The following is a 19,254-nucleotide window of genomic DNA, read 5'->3' as shown; positions in this document are numbered from 1 at the left end:
ATTCTGGTTTTTAAAGTATATTTTCCATTGCTTTTCCCAGTTTCTGGGCTTCTTCAAGGAATTGCTCAACGGTTAATTCGCGGTGGTAAATTACACCGTGTGTAGCACGTAACAGTGGCGATTCGTTTTGGTAAAAGAAGTTTTTACCCAACAACAACTGTATTTGTTTGTGCTGATCGAACCAAACGCGTTGTGTAAGGTCGCTGAATTTACCATCCAACTGGTAACTTGGGAACGATGCATTAACCTGTGTTATGTAACACTCCGAGAATGATTTGTCGAGTGTTGCCAGCGAGTTCAACGAAACCGGAACGATTACTTCAACATCCCACGGGTTGTATTTGAACCACACATTGCGGTAACCCACAATTCGCAGTTTGCTCAGGTCTTCTTCCTTGCTCCAGTCTTCAACTGCCTTTGCAATGGCCATCAGCACTTTGTAGTGCGTATCGGGACCGCTTCCCTGCGGATCCATGGCCAAACTAATAACTGTTGGCTTATATTTTCTAAAGTCCTCCAGAATTGGAAGAATGTCTTTGTCGTAGTTCGATTCGCCCGAGTAAAAGCCCAAACGCAGGTGGTGAACGTTTTTCACCATAATACCATAGTGTGCCCAAACCAGTTCCTCTTCAAACTCGCGGATCATTCCTTTCAGCTTCTGAATTTTTGGTGGATTTTTTCCACCGTCGTAAGTATTTCTCAGGCTGGTAAGGATCTCAAAAATCGTCTCACGAAGTTCTTCCTCGTTTTTAATTTTCCAAATAGAAACAAGGGCACGAATTACGCGGTGGCAAACACCACGGCGTTTTTCTTCTTCATCCTGCGCTGCAATGTTGTCGAGGTAGTGGTAAATGTCTTTGTCCCACTTGTATTTATAACCGTCTTTAAAGAAGTCGGGGAAGTTGATCATTTCAATTTTCCCCTGATTCATCAGGTCTTTTGTTTCTACAAGCAGGTCGTACAAAAAGGTATTGGTAACCGCAGTAAAACCCGATGTAGCTACCGAAAAATGCAGTTCGTTGCTGGCATCGCGCGATTGGCGGTTGGTTGCTGGCATAATGCCAAGCATAATATCGTCGTGGTGAGGACCGGTGTGGTAGTAGGTCTGGTTCACCTCTTTTTGCATTCCTTTTTGCAGTTTCGCTAAAATGGAATCGATTACCGACTGAACGGTGTTTTCATTCAGATCAGGAATCATACTACAGTATTTGTCGGCTTTCAGGTCTTCCAAATCCAGTTTCGAGCCGAACTTGTTTATTTTTTTACAGAGTTCAATGACCGCTCTTTCTGTTTTCTGATGGTTCCACGGAGAGCCGGTGTAGTAAGCTTCAATACTGTCTTTCAGTGTAACTGCTGCTCCTTCGGTAAGGTAAAAGCGGGCATTCTTCAATTTTTGCAGTGCCGTTGCCGGATACGTAACACTCGGTTCGTTTTCCAGCGAAGCTTTTATGGTGTCGGCAATCGCTTCGCCGGCAGCATAAACAATGGCTTTGTTATCCGGATTAAAAGTAAGTGTACCCAAGCCAATGGTAATAACCAGGCGGTTTTTCGATACCTCAATTCCACCCAAATCGGCAGCTGTTATGGCTTGTGTTTCAAAGTTTGTTTCGGTTAAGCGTGTTGATGAGAAATGATCAGATCCGCGTGTGTTGAAAGCGATCAGCCCATCGGGGCCAATGCCGCTGAGGAAAAAGCCGATCCCGCCTTTTTTGCGAATTTTACTTTCGTAGGCTGTACACCAGTTATCGATTTTAAAAATCGATTCTTGTTGCAACTGTTCCTGGTGTGTTTTTGCTTCGCGATAACGCAACGACAGATCGATTTTAAAATCCGGAAATATCTCGGAATAATGTTTGCCTTCTGCCAGTTTAATTTCTTCTGAATTAATAAGCAGGGCATTTTCTTTTTTAAAGCCTAAACCTTCAATGTATTGTTTTTGTGCGTAATTGTAAAGGCTGTTGTGTTGCTCGGGATTAATAGGGAAAAATTCGCCCATTTGTACAAAGGAGAGTTCGCCCAGCTCGGGCTTTTTTACATCGGCCAAACCATATTTCTCCAAAAAGTCTTTTCCTTTCTTGTTATTCCAGTTATCAAGCAAAAGATGGGTAAAATCCAGAAAATACTGCGCCGTTTTCCCTGTTGGTAAACTAACTACACCATTGGGGTTTTTACTCGCCCACTCTAAAAAACTTAATGCCGAAAGCAGCCCCAGTTTTGGGAAACTTTCAGTGGTGATATACGGAATTCTGGTCGAAACTTTCTTTGACTTTGTTTCTTCGAAAAATGCTTCTTCAACCTTTGTAAAACTGACTTTCATACTCTTAAAATTGTTTGTTTTTAGCGGTATAGTATGAAACTCGCACGTATTTTAATATTCCTCTTGGATGTAATATTTTACATGCTCGTTTCATCGTTTATTTTTTTGAGATTCTTTCCAGCGCATAGGCTGCTGCTCCCATAGTTCCTGCTTTGGTTCCCAGTTCCGAAAACAGAATTTGGGTTTCGTTGCTTATATCGCGGTTACTAAATGTATGAATGGCTTGTTGTATAGGCGCCAGGATAAACTGACTGGCCACGGCAACTTGTCCACCAATAATGATCAATTCAGGGTTAAAAATCTGAATCAGATAAGCCATTCCTCGTCCCAGCCATTTCCCCACTTCAGAGAATAGCGAAATGGCAAACTGATCGCCGGAGTTGGCAGCCTGAATAACGGTAGAAATATCTATTTTGTTTAAATCGTCTTTTACCAGTTCTTTTATCAGCGAAGAATGGCCTTGCTCAATTCCCTCGCGCGCTTGCCGGGCAATGGCGTTGGCCGATACTATGGTTTCTAAACACCCTTGTTTCCCGCACACACAAAGTACGCCGTTATCGGCCAGTGGGAGGTGTCCGAATTCGCCCGAGTAACCCGATTTTCCGGTGTACAATCTCCCGTTAATAATAATACCCAGTCCTAAACCCCAGTCGGCTTGCAGCATCAATACGTTTTTCTTGCCTTTTGCCAACCCAAAATACTGTTCGGCAAAAGTGCGCAGTTTGGCATCGTGGCTAATAAAAACCGGTATTCCGAATATCTTCTGCAGTTTCGAAAACAGGTCTTTTTCTTCCGGGAAATACGTTTGGTTAATCCCTTCTTTTTGATTGATTAAACCCGGTAATTCAAGTCCGGCCACCAGTATCTTTTCACGATCGATATTGCTGTCTTTTATAACCTTCTCAAGCTCTGCATTTACCTGGTTAAAAATGTTAATGTCCGACGACATTTTTATGGGGAAATAATGCGGGCCGCTAACCTCCTGGTTGCAGCTGTTAAAAATGGAAATAATGGTACGGGCTACATTTATGGTTATTCCAACTACATAAAAACCGTTTTCAATCAATCCGTAAATATTCGGGCGCCGGCCACCACTCGAATCGCCGCGTCCCAACTCAGTTACTAGTTGATCTTCAATTAGCTCGAGTAGTAAGCTGTTTATTTTTGGTGTGCTTAATTTAATTTGGCGGGCAAGGTCGGAATTTGATAGCGGGCCGTTAAAATAGATTGAACGCAGAATCTGCTTTTTCTGGGCAATCTTTTTGAGCTCAACTGCCTGACTTTGATTTCCTGTAGTTTTAAATAGTTTTTCCATAACTGTGAATGCAAAAATCAGAATATTTTAAATATGAAACAAGCTTCTTTTTAAAAATATTAAAAAGAGTGTGTTAATTTTCCTAAATTTAACCATTCATTTACAATTCATAAAAAATTAATATGATAATATTTGAATGTTAATTACTTTCGGTGATATTTATAATCAGATATATTGACCTAAAATCTTCCGGCATGATGAAAAAATTTGGATTTATAATTGTATTGCTCGTTGTTAGCAGTGGGTTACTTTATGCACAGTCACGACGAATTATTAATATTCCGAATATTAGTGGTTACCAAACACTAAAGTGCGATTTACACATGCACACCGTATTTTCTGACGGAACGGTTTGGCCAACGGTTCGTATTGAAGAGGCCTGGAACGAGGGTTTGGATGCCATTTCAATTACCGATCATATCGAATATCGTCCGCATTCGATTGATGTGGTGGCCGACCATAACCGCTCGTACGATTTGGCAAAACCATTGGCCGATCAATCAGATATACTACTGATTAAAGGCGCGGAGATTACACGCAGCATGCCGCCGGGGCACTTTAATGCCTTGTTTATAACAAATGCCAATTTGCTGGAACTGGATGATGTGCAGGACGCTGTAAAAGAGGCGCGCGATCAGGGTGCATTTCTTATGTGGAATCACCCGTGCTGGGATGCCCAGCAACCCGACTCTGTATTGTGGTGGGACGAACATTCCTATTTTTTCGAGAATGATATGTTACACGGAATTGAAGTTTATAACTGGGAGTTTTGCCCGGAGGCTTTGGATTGGGCCAACGAAAAAATGCTAACCATGCTGGGAAATTCCGATGTGCACGGGCCAATGGATGTGAACGACGGACACCGGCCATTAACCCTTGTTTTTGCCAAAAGCCGTACCATTGGTGGAATTAAAGAAGCCCTGTTCGATGGGCGTACTGCTGTTTATTTTGACAATACGATTGTGGGGCGTTCTGAATTCCTGGAGCCGCTTTTTTTCCAGTCGTTGGAATTTAAGAAAACGCCACTAAAACTAAAAAACAAGGAATCGAAGGTGGTAAAAATCACCAATAATTCGGATGTAGATTACGAGTTGGAGCTGGTTCAGCCGGGTGTGGGTTTCGATGCGCCTGAAACGATTACGCTTAAAGCGCATCATGTTTCGGCGCTGAGTTTGAGCGGTAATTCGGATGAGGTGGCAAATAGCGGAAGTCTGGATGTGTATTACCGGGTAAATAATTTGCTTACCGGTGTTGATGATCCGCTTGTAGTAACATTCACTTTCCGAAACAATTAGTTGTAAGGTTTGTTACGATGCTGTAATTTTCTATTTGGATTTAAATGTCAGCAAAAACAAAAAAAGAACCTCAATTAGTTAAACAGTTAATAACCAATAACGAAGAGATTTCACCTGGCGTACATGTAATTTCGTTTCAGCGGAATGCTGAATTTTTGCCCGGACAAGTGGTGAAAATAGGTGTGGATACCGAACATGCGCCGCGTATTTACAGCATTTGCAGCGGTAATCAGGAAGACGAGATCCGGATCCTGTTTAACATTAAAGACGATGGTTTTTTAACCCCTAAAATGGCAGCCATGATTCCGGGAGATACCTTATACGTGTCGGAACCGTACGGAAGTTTTTTAGGAACCAATGAGCCGGCCTGGTGGATTGCCACCGGAACCGGAATTGCGCCTTTCTATGCCATGTACCGGTCGGGAATTTCAGCGAATAAAACCCTAATTCACGGGGTGCGGCAGTTAAACCAGTTTTATTTCGAGGATGAACTGGAATGGTCGCTGGGGGAAAAATATATACGTTGCTGTTCGCAGGAACAATCGTGCGATGTTTTTCCCGGAAGGGTTACCGATTACCTGGAGAGCCTGACTGAATTGCCGGATGTAAAATATTACCTCTGCGGAAAGGCGCTGATGGTTGTAGAAGTGCGCGATATGCTGATTGAAAAAGGTGTGGATTATGCCAATATTATTGCCGAAATTTATTTTTAATACCCCTATTTGAATCCGAATGTAATATTTGTATTTTAGTAGTATTAATTCTTGGCACTTAATTTTATACAAATAGATTCAAAATGAAACGAGCATACGAAATACTTCTTTTTTAAGAGTGAGTAGTTTAATGCGAGTTCCATGGATTACCTTTAAAAACTTAAAAACACAAACGAATGAAACGTACCTTTTTATTAGCCGCCGTAATGCTTTTTGCATTAATCAGCACACAAGCACAATCGCTCGACAAAGTATTGGATAATTACTACAAAGCCAATGGTATGGATAAAATGGCCGATGTAAAAACATTCAATGTTAAAGCCAAAGTGATTATGATGGGAATGGAAATCCCCATGGAAATTAAAGTGAAAAAACCGAATAAATTCAGGGTAGATGTGGAAATGATGGGGCAAAAAACCACCAGCGCTTTTAATGGCGAAAACGGATGGATGGTTAACCCAATGATGGGAGCCGGTGTTCAGGAGCTGGAAGGCGACCAGTTAAAACAAGCAATGAATCAGGCCGATATGGAAGGCGCCCTTTACAACTACAAAGAAAAAGGCAGTAACATCGAATTGCTGGGTAAAGTTGATGTTGATGGCACCGAAGCCTATAAGCTGAAACTAACCGACAAGGATGGAGCGGTTCAATCCTACTATATTAATGCCGACGATTATATGGTTTCGAAAGTAGAAACGACAGCTGAAGCCATGGGGCAATCGATAGATATTGTAACTAAAATGGTAGAGTACAAAGACGTACAAGGCATTAAAATGGCTCATAAAATTGAGATTGAAATGCCAATGGGTAAACAGTCGTTGGTTATGGATGAAATTAAAATAGATGAACCACTTGACGATGCTCTTTTTGAAAAGCCAGCGAATTAATATTGAACTACATAAAGAAATGTTGAAGGGCGGTTTTCCGCCCTTTTTTCTGAAAGTCCCCATCTTTTTAGGTGTATTGCCTTTTGTATTTCGTCCGGAAGCACCGTCTGGCTTCGATCTGCTTTCTTCGCCGGACGATTTCGCTTTGGTCATTTCATCCCAGCGCTACGCACCGGGTTAATAACATTAGACGCTTTTAGCGTCATGAAGAATTTGCAATTCCGACATAGCTGGCCAATAAAGTCGTCTTAACTTGGTATTCCAATTCAATATCCCGAAGGGATAAAATGTAACTAACCTCGGGTGAAACCCGGGGTTGATGAGAAGTAAATCAAAGGCGCAAATAATCAGTTATTCAACGCACAATTGCTGTATGCGCCTTGTAATCTGATTTTTTTATGAAATGCTGTCGTTAGGCCTCACTTTCATCCCTGTTGGTGATTCCATAAATCATGAATGTTTTTTGTGTAAAAATTTTAAGAATAGAAACATAATTTAAGAATCGGCTCCAACTCTTTTGGTTTGTTAACGAATAAGCCAAACAGGTTTAACTTCTTTTAGCTGTATTGGGGCAATAATTCAATCATCTTTGCTCAAAATCTTAAATTATAGACTATGAAAATAAAATTTCTGTTGTCTGCCGTTGTAATCCTCTTCATTGCTACGGTTGCAAACGCCCAAAGTACATTAAAAATCGGGCATGTAAATATTCAGGAGCTGGTACAAAAACACCCGATGCTCGATAGTCTTCAATCGATTATAGAGCAGGAATCAAAAGATATGCAGGAGATTTACGAGGAAATGATTGCCGAGCATGAAGCTGCCATTGAAAAGTTTGAAGCCGAAAGTGATGGGTATTCCGATTTTGTAAAGCAAACCCGGCAAAATGAAATTTTAGAGCAATCGCAAAAAATACAAGCATACAACCAAACTGCACAACAGCAGTTGCAAAACCGCAACATGGAACTCATTCAGCCCCTGTACAAGCAAATTAACCAGGAAATCAGCAACATTGCCGGTGCACAAAACTTTACCTATGTGCTCGATGTAAGTGCCGGGAACGTGGCCTATATCTCGCCCGAAAGCGAGGATTTAACACCAGCGGTTTTGAAGGCGATAAAAGGAGAATAAATTTAATTTGTTCACGCAAAGATTGGGAGAAGCGTGAAGATCGCAATCAAATCATTTAGCGTGCTTTGCGAAACCTTTGCGCCTTTGCGTGAAATTAACTTTTCATCAATCATCCTTTATCCTTTTTCCTTCCGTTAAATAAACCAAACTAACCGTTCGATAAGTTGCCCTTTTAAATTTCAATAATAGCAGCCAAATTTGAGTAACATAATCTTTAAATTTATGGCTATGAAAACAATCCCGTTTATAAGCTTATTTCTCCTTCTTATTTGTTTTTCCTCTTTCGCCCAAAACGAAGTTATTCTTTTACGGCCTGAAACCGGGAAGGAATACATCTATCAGTTCAATAAATCGATCTACCATCAATCAGAAGATGGAGAAAAATTGAATGAATTTCTATGGACAAAGATTTTGGAAATAGAATATAGAACGACCGAGCCAGATAACAAAAAATTGCTATTTGTAACTGTTAGCAAAAACACTCTCCAAAAGCCTGGTGAAATTCCATTTGCATACAGGGATTACGAATATCCGGAGTTTCAAAATGAGTATTACGGAGGAGCTAGAACTGATGCGTACGAGAATTTGGTTTGTAATATACTTTTTAAATATGAGTTTAATGAAGAAACCAGTGAGCTTAAGCTTTACAACCGCGATGAAGTTTTATTGGCTGCAAAAAAGAGGTTAGACAAAAAAGCATTTGATCAAGTCTCAAAGAACCGGCAAATAGAAGCTTTTAACACCAAAGCGATACCTCAAATAACCAAATCTGTTCAGTTGCTCTTTCAGGTAAAGAGTGAGATGCTGGATCCACAGAAGTATGATGTTGATATTGCAACAAAGGATCATGTTCTGTCGGTAACGAATCAAAGATGGGACGAAAAGCCCGGCCTTTACACTCTAAATTATTCCATCAATGATCAGGAAAAATTTCTTCGGGAATACCAAAGCATTTCATTGGATTCAACCAAACATTCAAGATTTATTAATGGTAATTATTACAGTTTGTTTTATAACGAGGAAAGTATAAAACTGTTAAATCTTAAAGAGAAGACAGGCACTCGTTTAATTGTTTCAGGAACTGTGAGTGGAGTGATCAATAAGAAGGTTACGCTGGCAATATTGCGAAATCCCTATGGGACTGAACTTTATCAGGAGACAGTATTTTTGGACGAGAGCAATACTTTTCACATTGAAACAGAACTAGAAAATCCGGGATTGGTTTTTTTGTTATTTGGTCAATCTAATTCCTCGGCTGAATTACCTACCATTTCTTTATATGCCGAGCCGGGGAGCAACATTCATTTAATTGCAAACGGTGAATTCCCTTGGGATGTCGAGTTCTCGGGTGATTTTGCAGCCGCTCAGGAACTGCTTTATAATTTTAACAAAGAGTATGAATGGCTTGAGCAAAGAATGAATTTTAATAGCATTTACTGGTGGTGGAGCTCCAATATGAAATTCGTTAATTTAAGAGATGCCATTGATAATTTTGATGTAAAATCGATGGCATATAAGGAAGCTATCCCGGCATATGTTTTCGATTTCGTACGAAATGAGCTAAAAGCCAATTTGATGTGTGGTGTTCTTGAATTTCTTTCAACGTGGGAATATAAGCAGCGGGTGAACTGGGGACAAGTATATTTTCCTGATGAAGACATTGTGGACCTGGACTATTTAAACAAGGTTTTAAATGAAATTGAAATTCATGAAATATACAATGCAAATGGTGTTTTCTCCAGACAGTTTGCCAACAGTTATTTGTCCTATTATTTACAAACCGTAAAAAAGGTACGCAGTGTAAATTATTTCGGGTTCGAAATCGTAAGTACACCTTCAAATGAGCTGCGATTTTATGGTGACTTACCCAATAAAATTGAAATAGCAAAAGCGCTACTGGCAGGCCCTGCGCTTTACGGACAAATTGCAGAAATGTTGCTTCAGGAAAAAACAACTATTTATAATCAGGAATCAGAAGCTCAAATATATCGTAAAAATGAAGTTGAAAAATACCTTGATTTGATGCTGCGCTTATGCAATGATCCAGGATTTAGTCAATCGCTTGAAGGCATTATAAGCACGCAATCTGAATGGGACAAAAAGGATTATGTGCCCAATACCAAATTCTTTAATGAAAAAGGAGAGGCGAAATATTTAAAAGACTTTTTGGGTAACAAGCCCGCTTTGTTCTATGTAACTAAAAATTGGTCGAAAGAGCGCTATTACTTTGATGAGCTTGCCAAAGAAAATCCGGAGATAAATTTTGTTCTGGTAACCGAAGGAAGCAACATTCAGGAGTGGATGGACTATACCAAACGGGCCAATCCTGTTGCATATCAGCTATTTTTAATTAACCACAAAGTTCAGTTAGGCTCCATTTTTAAATCCGGTAAAGGACATTTTATTGCTTACGATAAGGATGGTGTTCGAATAGGATTTGACCGAAATATGGTAAGTGGTATGAATTTATGCAAACAAAACCTGCAGCCTAAAAAAAAAGAACTGAATAAATCGCAGTTGCAAATTATAATAGTAGTATTACTCAGCATCCTAACCATTTTAATAATAGGTTTACTACTATGGAAATGGCGGGTTCGGCGGCAATTCCGAAAGGAGGAGCAAAAAAGGCGACTCCGGGAGTTGGAACTCACGGCTATCCGGAGTCAGATGAACCCCCATTTTCTTTTTAACAGTTTGAACTCGGTGCAAAACCTGGTTCAGCAAAACAAGGGCCGCGAGGCCCATTTGTATTTAAGCGATTTTGCCGGATTGATTCGAAAAGTGCTGAATAATTCAGAAAAGGAAGAGGTGTCGCTGGCCGAAGAGCTGGAACTGATTAGGCAGTATTTAAACCTTGAAAAACTGCGTTTTGATTTTGAATTTGAGGTTCTTGTTGACGAAACAATTGATGCGCACAATACGCAGGTGCCATCGCTACTTTTGCAGCCTTTTGTTGAAAATGCCATCGTTCATGGTCTTCAGAATAAAAGAGGTGAGAAACATTTAAAAATAGATGTTATGAAGAAAGACGCATTTGTATTAATCACAATCACCGACAACGGAATTGGCCGTAAAGCCGCAAAAGAAATACAGCAACAAAAGAACGGGAAAGGCACAAAACTGATGAAAGAACGCCTCAATATCCTTCAGCAAAAACAGGGCGAGAAATATAAACTCACAACCACTGATTTGGAAGAAGGAACACTTGTGGAAATTGTTTTGCCCGAAGAAAAGTAAAGAAGAGTTCACGCAAAGTAAAGAAGGAACGCAGAGTTCGCAAAAAACTTCTTTGTTTCCTTTGCGAAATCTTAGTGTTCTTTGCGTGAACCTGCATTTTTACATAAATTGTTCATCATAAATTGTAAACTCGCAAATAATGAATGAAAACGACCTTTCTTACAAAACAATCGGAGCCGCAATCGAAATACATAAAATTATTGGCCCGGGGCTTTTAGAGTCGGCTTATGATAATGCATTAGCTTTTGAATTGAGGGAAATAGGTCTTGAAGTAAAACAGCAGGTACCAATGCCATTTGTGTACAAAGAAGTAAAACAAGATGTTGGTTACAGAATTGATTTGGTTATTAATGATAAGATTCTGGTAGAAGTGAAATCGGTTGCAACACTAGCTCCGGTTCATTATGCTCAAACTTTAACCTATTTGAAGTTGTCGGGTTTGAAACTTGGACTTTTGATTAATTTTAACACCAGTGTCCTAAAAGATGGGATCCATCGGATTGTAAATAATTTGTAATACTGTTTCACGCAAAAAAAAGAAGAAACGCAAAGTTCGCAGATGTACTTGGCGAATTCTGCGAAACCTTTGTGACTTTGCAAGAACTTTTTAAAATGCAGATAAAATCAATTATAGTTGACGACGAAAAACACGGCCGCGAAAATTTGGCTGGACTGCTTGAATCACACTGCCCGGAAGTAATCTTGGTGGGACTGGCAAATTCAGTGAAGTCTGCTATCCAGCTTATTAAAAATGAAAAGCCGCAATTGGTTTTTCTCGATATTGAAATGCCCGGGGAAAATGGATTTCAGTTGCTTGAGCATTTTGCGGATATTAACTTCGAGGTGATTTTTGTAACCGCCTATGACAATTATGCCATAAAGGCCATTCGCTTTTCGGCTGCCGATTATATTCTTAAACCCATCAACTTTAACGAACTAAAAACCGCGGTTGAAAAGGTTACGAAGCGCATTCAGAAGAAAGAAGAGAACAGACAAATTCGCGAATTGAATCGTAATATTTTGCAACCCGATAATCCACGAATTGGGCTGCCAACCAACGATCGTATTGAATTTGTAGAAGTGAAAAAGATCGTCCACTGTAAGGGCGAAAGCAATTACACGCATATTTATCTGCATGAAAAAAAGCATTTATTAGTAGCAAAAACACTGGTTGAATTTGAAGATCTTTTAAAGGAATATTCTTTCGTGCGCACGCATAAATCCCATCTGGTAAACTTAAAGCATGTGGTGGCGTATTCAAAAACCGACGGAGGAACGCTCGAACTTTCAAATAGCGATAAAATTTTCATATCGAGGCGACGAAAGGATGAGGTTCTACAAATGTTAAAAACCTCAATTGCTTAGCTATTTTTAGTGCTCTTTTTTAACTTGCTGAAACAAAATTAAAGTTATGAAGACAATAGTGTTTTTGATATTTGTTTGTTGTTTGAACTTTACTTCATTTAGTCAAAATGAGTATGCTATAAAACCGCTTCCGCGTATTGAATTTGACGATTTTCAGAAACAGCAACAACACGATTATCTAACAATCTCACCTCAATTGAAATTGGATGACGAACTACCCCAATCATTTTTTGATGATAACACAGAAAACTTGATTGATAATTTATATTTAAAATTAACAACAGATGTATTTATGGCTTTGGGTGATAATATGCCGGTGGTAAAACCTTCAGATAACTTCTGGAATATGCCGGTTGCGGTACCCGATTCCACAAATATGTATTTTATAAAGGAAAAACGTTTTGGAGGTGATCCCGGAAAATAGTGATACCCTCACTCCAAGTGAGAGCATCACTATTTTCAATATTTTTCTCAGCGTACTTTGCGAAACCTTTGTGTCTTTGCGTGAACTCCTTTTTTAGATGGAATTCTCCTTAATAAAATCAATCAATTCCTGCTGGTAAGCAAATGCCATTCCCACAACCGTGTCGGCTGCACCGTAATACACCGCTATTTTTTCACCATCGCTAAGTGCGGCACAAGGGAAAACCACATTCGGCACATCGCCGGCCAGTTCGTATGTCGCTGCAGGAGCCAGCAAGTATGGTTGTGTACGGTACAATACTTTCGACGGATCTTCCAGATCGAGAATAGCAGCACCCATTGAATAGCGGAAACCATTACAAGTGTTAATTACACCGTGGTAGAACTCCAGCCACCCTTCTTCCGTTTTAATCGGTACCGATCCGGCACCAATTTTTGTACACTGCCAGGCGCTCAGCTCAAACGGAGTAACTTTCATTACACAGCGGTGTTCGCCCCAGTATTTCATATCGGGGCTGTAACTAATGTAAATGTCGCCAAACGGAGTATGTCCATTGTCGCTCGGGCGACTCAGCATGGCATATTTCCCGTTAATTTTTTCGGGAAAAAGAACGCCATTCCGGTTAAAAGGCAAAAAGGCGTTTTCGCACTGGTGAAAAGTTTTGAAATCGAATGTGTATGCAATCCCGATTGTTGGTCCGTGATAACCGTTACACCAGGTTACCCAGTAGCGGTCTTCAATCCAGGTAACACGCGGATCATACTTGTAGTCCGACTCGATCATCTCGGTGTTTCCGGCAACCATTTCAATGGGTTCATGATTGATCTCCCAATTGATACCGTCTTTACTAAAACCGGCAAAAATATTCATTTGCACAGCTTTGTTGTCGCAGCGAAATACGCCGGCAAAACCGTCTTCAAAAGAAACAACAGCACTGTTGAAAATACTGTTTGAAGTTGGAATTGCATACCGGCCAATTACCGGATTCTGCGAGTAGCGCCACATTACATCGGTGCAACCTTGCGGGCGTTCTTCAAAAGGTATGTTTACTTTTTTAGTCATTTTTATTTGTTTCTATTGTTTCTTCATCAACATTGTCGGGGTGTCCGAAAGGAACGAACCGTGCAGCAATAAAAATCGGAATGGTAGCCACCAGCACCCAGGCAAAAAACAATTTGTAGCCCAGCCAGTCGCTGAAATAACCACTCAGCATCGATGGCACCATAAAACCAAGATTCATAATTCCGGTGGCAAAAGCGTAGTGCGCCATTTTGTATTTTCCGGGTGCTACCTGCTGCATCATAAACAGCATCAGTCCCACAAAACCAAAGCCATAGCCAAAATACTCAAAAACCACAGCGCCCCCTATCAGGTATAGGCTCGAAGGTTGATAATGGGCCAGTAAGGCATACACCAAAAATGGGATATTAAAAGTGCTGACTAAAATAAGTAAAGCCCTTTTCAGGCCGCGGCGTGCAATAAAATAACCGGCCAGTAACGATCCGGCAACAAAGGCTGCGGTTCCGAAAGTTCCGTAAACAACGCCAATTTCGGTGGTGGTTAACCCCAATCCGCCATCGGCAACGGCAGCTTTAAAAAATAGCGGCGCAATTTTTATGGCAAATCCTTCGGCAAAACGGAACAATACGATAAAAGCAATGTACCAGTAAATGTATTTTTTCTGAAAGAATGTTTTTAACACATCCCAAAGTGTGTCAAATCCTTCCTTCAGACTTTTTACTTCTGATTTTGATGCTTCTCCTCCGGGTAACATTCGCGAGTGATAAAGGCCCACCAGCGCCATCACGCCACCAATTCCAAGCATTACGGCAACCCAGGCATTTACTACACCCAATTGTTTTTCAAGAATTCCGGCAATGGTAACAAAACCGCCGTAAGCCAAAAATTTACCCACATTGTATGCAGCGCCCTGCCATCCAATGTATCGGGCCTGATCTTTTGATGAAAGAACGCTAAGGTAAACACCGTCGGTAGCAATATCGTTGGTGGCACCGCTAAACCCAATAACAGCAAGCAGTGCGATGGTGTAAGCAAAAAAGTTGGGTAGCGGAAGCGCAAATGCAATCAACGCAAAAGTAATTGCGGTAACAAACTGGCTGGTAACCACAAAGAATTTTTTTGATTTGAACATCTCTAAAACCGGGCTCCATAAGGGTTTTAAGGTCCACGGCAGCATAATCAGCGAGGTCCAGAATGCAATTTTGGAATCGGAGATCCCCATATTTTTATACATGATAGCCGTTGACTGTGCAAGCACCATAAAAGGTAAACCCATTGCAAAATAGGCCGTTGGAACCCACATTGCCGGACTGGTAGCTTTCTTTATTGCTTTTATCATCGATGGTTTAGTCGTTTAAGATTGAAGCCGGAAAAATAGTGTTTTTCTTTTTTGCACACTTGTTTAGACTGTTTAAAAGTTCGGATGAACAATTCGAATTTCACCATTGATAGGGAGGCTTTGGCGGGACCTTCAATAAAAAAGGCCTCCGTCAACCGACAGAAGCCTTAAAACTGAAAAATTGTATTAAGTAGAATTATTTATAAAATGGTAGTACGATATAAGTGAAATTTTTTTCATCCACCACATCTTTCGATATGGGGCAAACCAATTGTCTCATAGCTGTCGTGTTAATAGCTGATATAAATAAAATACAAATAACTCTTTTAAGTCAAAAAAGGATGAGGTGCTCTTTAATTCCTTACAAATAATTAACAAAGTCTGTCATTCATCATCATATAAAAGTTGAGTGTGGTTATATTTAGCTATTCAAATAAAATAGGCTGGTTACCTCTGTTTTGAGGAGATAAATCATAAAAAAAACTGTAATAAAAGCAATCCGGGGCCGATTTTTTGTATCGCTGTTTAAGGGCTGCATAAAATTTTTTTAACGAATGAAGATTAGAAAAAACCTGAGTTTAAGTGTTGCCTGTTTGATGCTTATTCAGTTGTGGGCTGTTAGTAGCCGTGCACAACAAAACGAGCCGATAAAACCTGTTTTTAAAGATGGAGAGGCACAAATTGTAAAAGCGTTTGAAGATCCGGCCTACTGGATTCGCGAAGACCTGTGGGTGGAAACCGAATTTGATTCGGATGGCGATGGCCTTTTAGATCGCATGCACGTTGATGTTACACGTCAGCGGCAAACCGAAAGCGAAGGATTAAAACTTCCGGTTATTTATAACTCAAGCCCTTATTTTGCAGGAGTGGCCGGTAATAATCCCGAATTTTTCTGGGATGTTCATCAGGAGCTTGGTGAGCAACCCAAACAACATGTACATCCACCCGAAATTCAGCGCCTCGGCGAACGGCCAATCATTTCAAAAGGGCATGTCGATACCTGGCTGCCTCGTGGTTATATTGTTGTGCATTCATCATCGCCCGGAACAGGATTGTCGGATGGCTCGCCAACTGTTGGCGGCGACAATGAATCGCTGGCTCCAAAAGCGGTAATCGACTGGCTTTGCGGACGCGCCAAAGGCTACAAAACCCGCCGCGGAAACGAAGAAGTTGAGGCTTACTGGTGTGCCGGAAAAGTGGGGATGACCGGAACTTCGTATAACGGAACATTGCCGCTGGCAGCCGCCACTACAGGGGTTGAAGGCCTGGAAGCGATTATTCCCGTAGCACCAAATACATCGTATTACCATTATTACCGATCCAATGGTTTGGTTCGTTCTCCGGGAGGTTATTTGGGTGAGGATGTTGGTGTGCTTTTCGATTTTATTCACAGTGGCGATCTGGATAAAAGAGCTTATGCACGTGAGCATGTTCGCGATGATGAAATGAAAAACGGACAAGACCGCGTTACCGGCGATTACAACGACTTTTGGGCCGGCCGCGATTACCTGAACGATATGGAGCCCATGAAAGCGGCACTTTTGATGTCGCACGGATTTAACGACTGGAATGTAATGCCCGAGCACAGTTTCCGTATTTACGAAGCTGCAAAAGCAAAGGGAATCCCCACTCAAATTTACTATCACCAGAACGGACACGGCGGACCGCCACCAGTTCGTATGATGAACCGTTGGTTTACCCGTTATTTGTTCGGAATAGAAAATGGTGTGGAAAACGATGCAAAAGCCTGGATTGTTCGCGAAGATGACGAGCGCGATAAGCCAACACCATACAAAGATTATCCAAACCCGGATGCCCGTGATGTGAAATTATACCTTACCGCCGGTGCTCCTGAAAAGGGAGATTTGCTTACCGAAAAACCGCCGAAGCAGGCAACTGAAATCCTGGTGGATAATTACTCATTTTCGGCAGAGGCATTGGCACAAGCCGAAATTACTGAGCACCGGTTAATTTATGTAAGCCCGGTGTTGAAAGAAGACCTGCATATCTCAGGAAAAGCAAAAATTACCATCAGGGCAGCCAGTAGCAAACCGGCAGTGAATCTTTCGGTTTACCTGGTTTCATTACCCTGGAGCAATTCGCAATGGCGAAAAGCAAAAATTACCGATAATCTGATAACCCGTGGTTGGGCCGATTTGCAGAATTATAAAACGTTACGCGAGAGTGAACCGCTGGAACCGGGTAAGTTTTACGAAATGACTTTCGAACTGCAACCCGATGACCAGGTGATTAAAGCCGGACAACAAATCGGGCTCATGATCTTGTCGAGCGACCGCGATTTTACACTTCGGCCAAAACCCGGAACAGAATTAACAGTCGATTTGAACGGAACAAGCATCGAAATCCCGGTTGTTGGCGGAATAGAAGCTTACAAAAATGCCATTCAATAATGCGGTATTTTGTGGTCAATTTGGTATAACCTGAAGGAATAAATTTATTAGCGTTTTGCATATAAAAGCAAAAGAGCCTTACATTGATCTTTTCAGACAAGTAAGGCTCTTTTTATATTCGAATTGGTTAGGAAACCGCAACTGATTCTACCCTATTTATAAAACAAAAGCCGGCAAAAACAAGCTAAGCAGGAAAAAGTACTGAACTCTTATTTTCTTTTGTTTAGTTAACAGATGGACAATGTGCGCTAAAGGTTGCGTGGCTTATTAATTTTGTTGCTGCAACACCTGTTTCTTACAAAAAATACCTTAGGTCTCGCCCAAAATACTTTTCGCGCTGAACCTTGTAAAAGCATTACGAACATTTGTCATAGTGCGAATTTGAGAATTTATTACATTCACGTTCTCATAAAAAAATTGCATAAATGTTTCAGAAAGAGATTTACATCGAACGAAGAAAAGTTCTTAAAGAGAAGGTTGGGGAAGGATTGATTTTGTTGTTTGGTAACGACGAATCATCGATGAATTATGCGGATAACACCTACCATTTCAGGCAAGACAGCACCTTTTTGTACTACTTTGGAATTCAGCATCCGGGGCTGGCTGCGGTAATCGATATTGATAACAACAAGGAGATTATTTTCGGAAATGATTACACCATCGACGATATTGTGTGGATGGGGCCACAGCCAACGATTGCTGAACGTGCTGCTAAATGTGGCGTTTCAGCGGTTTTTCCGACGAAAAAACTGGCTTCGGTGGTGGAGAAAAGCAGAAAGATTCATTTCCTGCCGCTTTACCGCCCCGAGAACAAAATTAAGTTGATGGAGCTGATTGATGTAGCGCCCAAAGATGTAGCGAATACTTACTCGCTTGATTTGGTAAAAGCTGTTGTTAGTCAGCGCGAGATCAAATCAAAAGAAGAGATTGAACAGCTGCATCAGGCGGTGAATGTGTCGGTTGATATGCATGTTGCAGCCATGAAATTTGCACGTCCGGGAATGACGGAAGCACAGGTAACCGCCGAAATTCATAAAGTGGCACTGGCTGCCGGTGGTAATATTGCTTTCCCGATAATTGCTACGAAAAACGGGCAAACATTGCACAATCATTTTCATGGAAATACCATAAAAGAAGGTGACCTGTTTTTGGTAGATGCCGGTTACGAAAATGAATTATGCTACTCGGGCGATTTGTCGAGTACTTTTCCGGTAAGCAAAAAATTCACGCCTGAGCAAAAAGAGATCTATGAAATTTCATTGGCTGCACACGAAGCTGCCATCAGCGCGCTTGAGTTGAACAAGCCCTATAAAAATGCGCACATTGCCGCGGCTACCACCATTTTCGACGGGCTAAAAGCTATGGGCTTTACAAAAGGAAATGCCATGGATGCATTTGAGGCGGGGGCACACGCTTTGTTTTTCCCATGCGGAACCGGCCACATGATGGGCATGGATGTGCACGATATGGAAGATTTGGGTGAAGTTTGGGTGGGTTACGACGGCCAGCCAAAAAGTACACAGTTCGGATTAAAATCGCTACGCCTGGCAAAATCGCTAAAAGCCGGTCATGTATTTACCATCGAGCCGGGAGTTTATTTTATTCCTGAATTGATCGATCTGTGGCGCGGACAAGGCAAATTCAACGATTTTATTAACTGGGAAAAAGTTGACAGCTACCGTAACTTCGGCGGAATACGCAACGAAGAAGATTTTGTAATGACCGAAAACGGTGTGCAGTTACTCGGCAAACCAAAGCCAAAAACCATTAAGGATGTAGAAGCACTTAGAGGATAAGGTG

15 protein-coding genes are annotated in these 19,254 nt (G+C 41.1%); 11 read left to right on the top strand and 4 right to left on the bottom strand.

Annotated features, from left to right (window positions below):
• Window positions 1–10: 10 nt before the first annotated feature.
• Both BMW53_RS07140 and BMW53_RS07135 read right to left on the bottom strand, forming a co-directional pair.
• Window positions 11–2,317 carry a glucosamine-6-phosphate isomerase gene (locus tag BMW53_RS07140; protein ID WP_038557061.1) on the bottom strand — a complete coding sequence of 769 codons (2,307 nt, stop codon included), beginning with the start codon at window positions 2,315–2,317 and terminating at the stop codon, window positions 11–13.
• Window positions 2,318–2,414: 97 nt separating this feature from the next.
• Window positions 2,415–3,632 (bottom strand): ROK family transcriptional regulator, encoded by a 1,218-nt coding sequence (locus BMW53_RS07135; RefSeq protein WP_051567687.1) that lies wholly within the window; start codon window positions 3,630–3,632, stop codon window positions 2,415–2,417.
• 194 nt (window positions 3,633–3,826) lie between these two features.
• Between BMW53_RS07135 and BMW53_RS07130 the strand changes: the two genes are divergently transcribed.
• The 9 genes from BMW53_RS07130 to BMW53_RS07095 all read left to right on the top strand — a co-directional run bounded on the left by BMW53_RS07130 (window position 3,827) and on the right by BMW53_RS07095 (window position 12,684).
• The gene (locus BMW53_RS07130) at window positions 3,827–4,927 is read left to right on the top strand and encodes an Sb-PDE family phosphodiesterase (protein WP_051567686.1); all 1,101 of its coding nucleotides are present in this window, start codon (window positions 3,827–3,829) and stop codon (window positions 4,925–4,927) included.
• Between the two features lie 44 nt (window positions 4,928–4,971).
• Window positions 4,972–5,640, top strand: a complete 669-nt coding sequence (locus tag BMW53_RS07125; protein ID WP_038557057.1) for a ferredoxin--NADP reductase — start codon at window positions 4,972–4,974, stop codon at window positions 5,638–5,640.
• A 176-nt stretch (window positions 5,641–5,816) separates the two neighbouring features.
• Window positions 5,817–6,527, top strand: coding sequence for a LolA family protein (locus BMW53_RS07120; protein ID WP_038557055.1), 711 nt, complete (start codon window positions 5,817–5,819; stop codon window positions 6,525–6,527).
• Window positions 6,484–6,708, top strand: a complete 225-nt coding sequence (locus BMW53_RS20745; protein WP_139178052.1) for a hypothetical protein — start codon at window positions 6,484–6,486, stop codon at window positions 6,706–6,708. The genes BMW53_RS07120 and BMW53_RS20745 overlap by 44 nt, the downstream gene beginning before the upstream one ends.
• Before the next feature lie 434 nt (window positions 6,709–7,142).
• Window positions 7,143–7,658, top strand: coding sequence for an OmpH/Skp family outer membrane protein (locus BMW53_RS07115; protein ID WP_038557050.1), 516 nt, complete (start codon window positions 7,143–7,145; stop codon window positions 7,656–7,658).
• Window positions 7,659–7,886: 228 nt separating this feature from the next.
• Window positions 7,887–10,895 carry a sensor histidine kinase gene (locus tag BMW53_RS07110; protein WP_175463506.1) on the top strand — a complete coding sequence of 1,003 codons (3,009 nt, stop codon included), beginning with the start codon at window positions 7,887–7,889 and terminating at the stop codon, window positions 10,893–10,895.
• Window positions 10,896–11,034: 139 nt separating this feature from the next.
• On the top strand, window positions 11,035–11,412 hold the full coding sequence (locus BMW53_RS07105; RefSeq protein ID WP_038557043.1) for a GxxExxY protein: 378 nt from the start codon (window positions 11,035–11,037) through the stop codon (window positions 11,410–11,412).
• 95 nt (window positions 11,413–11,507) lie between these two features.
• Entirely contained in the window at window positions 11,508–12,260 is a 753-nt protein-coding gene (locus BMW53_RS07100; protein WP_038557041.1) for a LytR/AlgR family response regulator transcription factor, read from the top strand.
• A 46-nt stretch (window positions 12,261–12,306) separates the two neighbouring features.
• On the top strand, window positions 12,307–12,684 hold the full coding sequence (locus BMW53_RS07095) for a hypothetical protein (RefSeq protein ID WP_074780402.1): 378 nt from the start codon (window positions 12,307–12,309) through the stop codon (window positions 12,682–12,684).
• 93 nt (window positions 12,685–12,777) lie between these two features.
• On the opposite strand, the gene BMW53_RS07090 is transcribed toward BMW53_RS07095, so the two are convergent.
• On the bottom strand, window positions 12,778–13,746 hold the full coding sequence (locus BMW53_RS07090; RefSeq protein WP_217642902.1) for a glycoside hydrolase family 130 protein: 969 nt from the start codon (window positions 13,744–13,746) through the stop codon (window positions 12,778–12,780).
• Window positions 13,739–15,043, bottom strand: coding sequence for an MFS transporter (locus BMW53_RS07085; RefSeq protein ID WP_038557036.1), 1,305 nt, complete (start codon window positions 15,041–15,043; stop codon window positions 13,739–13,741). Before BMW53_RS07085 ends, BMW53_RS07090 begins: the two co-directional genes overlap by 8 nt.
• 554 nt (window positions 15,044–15,597) lie before the next feature.
• Here BMW53_RS07085 and BMW53_RS07080 point away from each other — a divergent pair.
• Entirely contained in the window at window positions 15,598–17,454 is a 1,857-nt protein-coding gene (locus BMW53_RS07080) for a Xaa-Pro dipeptidyl-peptidase (protein WP_038557034.1), read from the top strand.
• A 425-nt stretch (window positions 17,455–17,879) separates the two neighbouring features.
• Window positions 17,880–19,250 carry an aminopeptidase P family protein gene (locus BMW53_RS07075; protein WP_038557031.1) on the top strand — a complete coding sequence of 457 codons (1,371 nt, stop codon included), beginning with the start codon at window positions 17,880–17,882 and terminating at the stop codon, window positions 19,248–19,250.
• Window positions 19,251–19,254: the final 4 nt, after the last annotated feature.

It is taken from the genome of Draconibacterium orientale (assembly GCF_900111425.1).
Taxonomy (GTDB): domain Bacteria; phylum Bacteroidota; class Bacteroidia; order Bacteroidales; family Prolixibacteraceae; genus Draconibacterium; species Draconibacterium orientale.
This window is presented reverse-complemented; position numbering and strand designations above follow the sequence as displayed.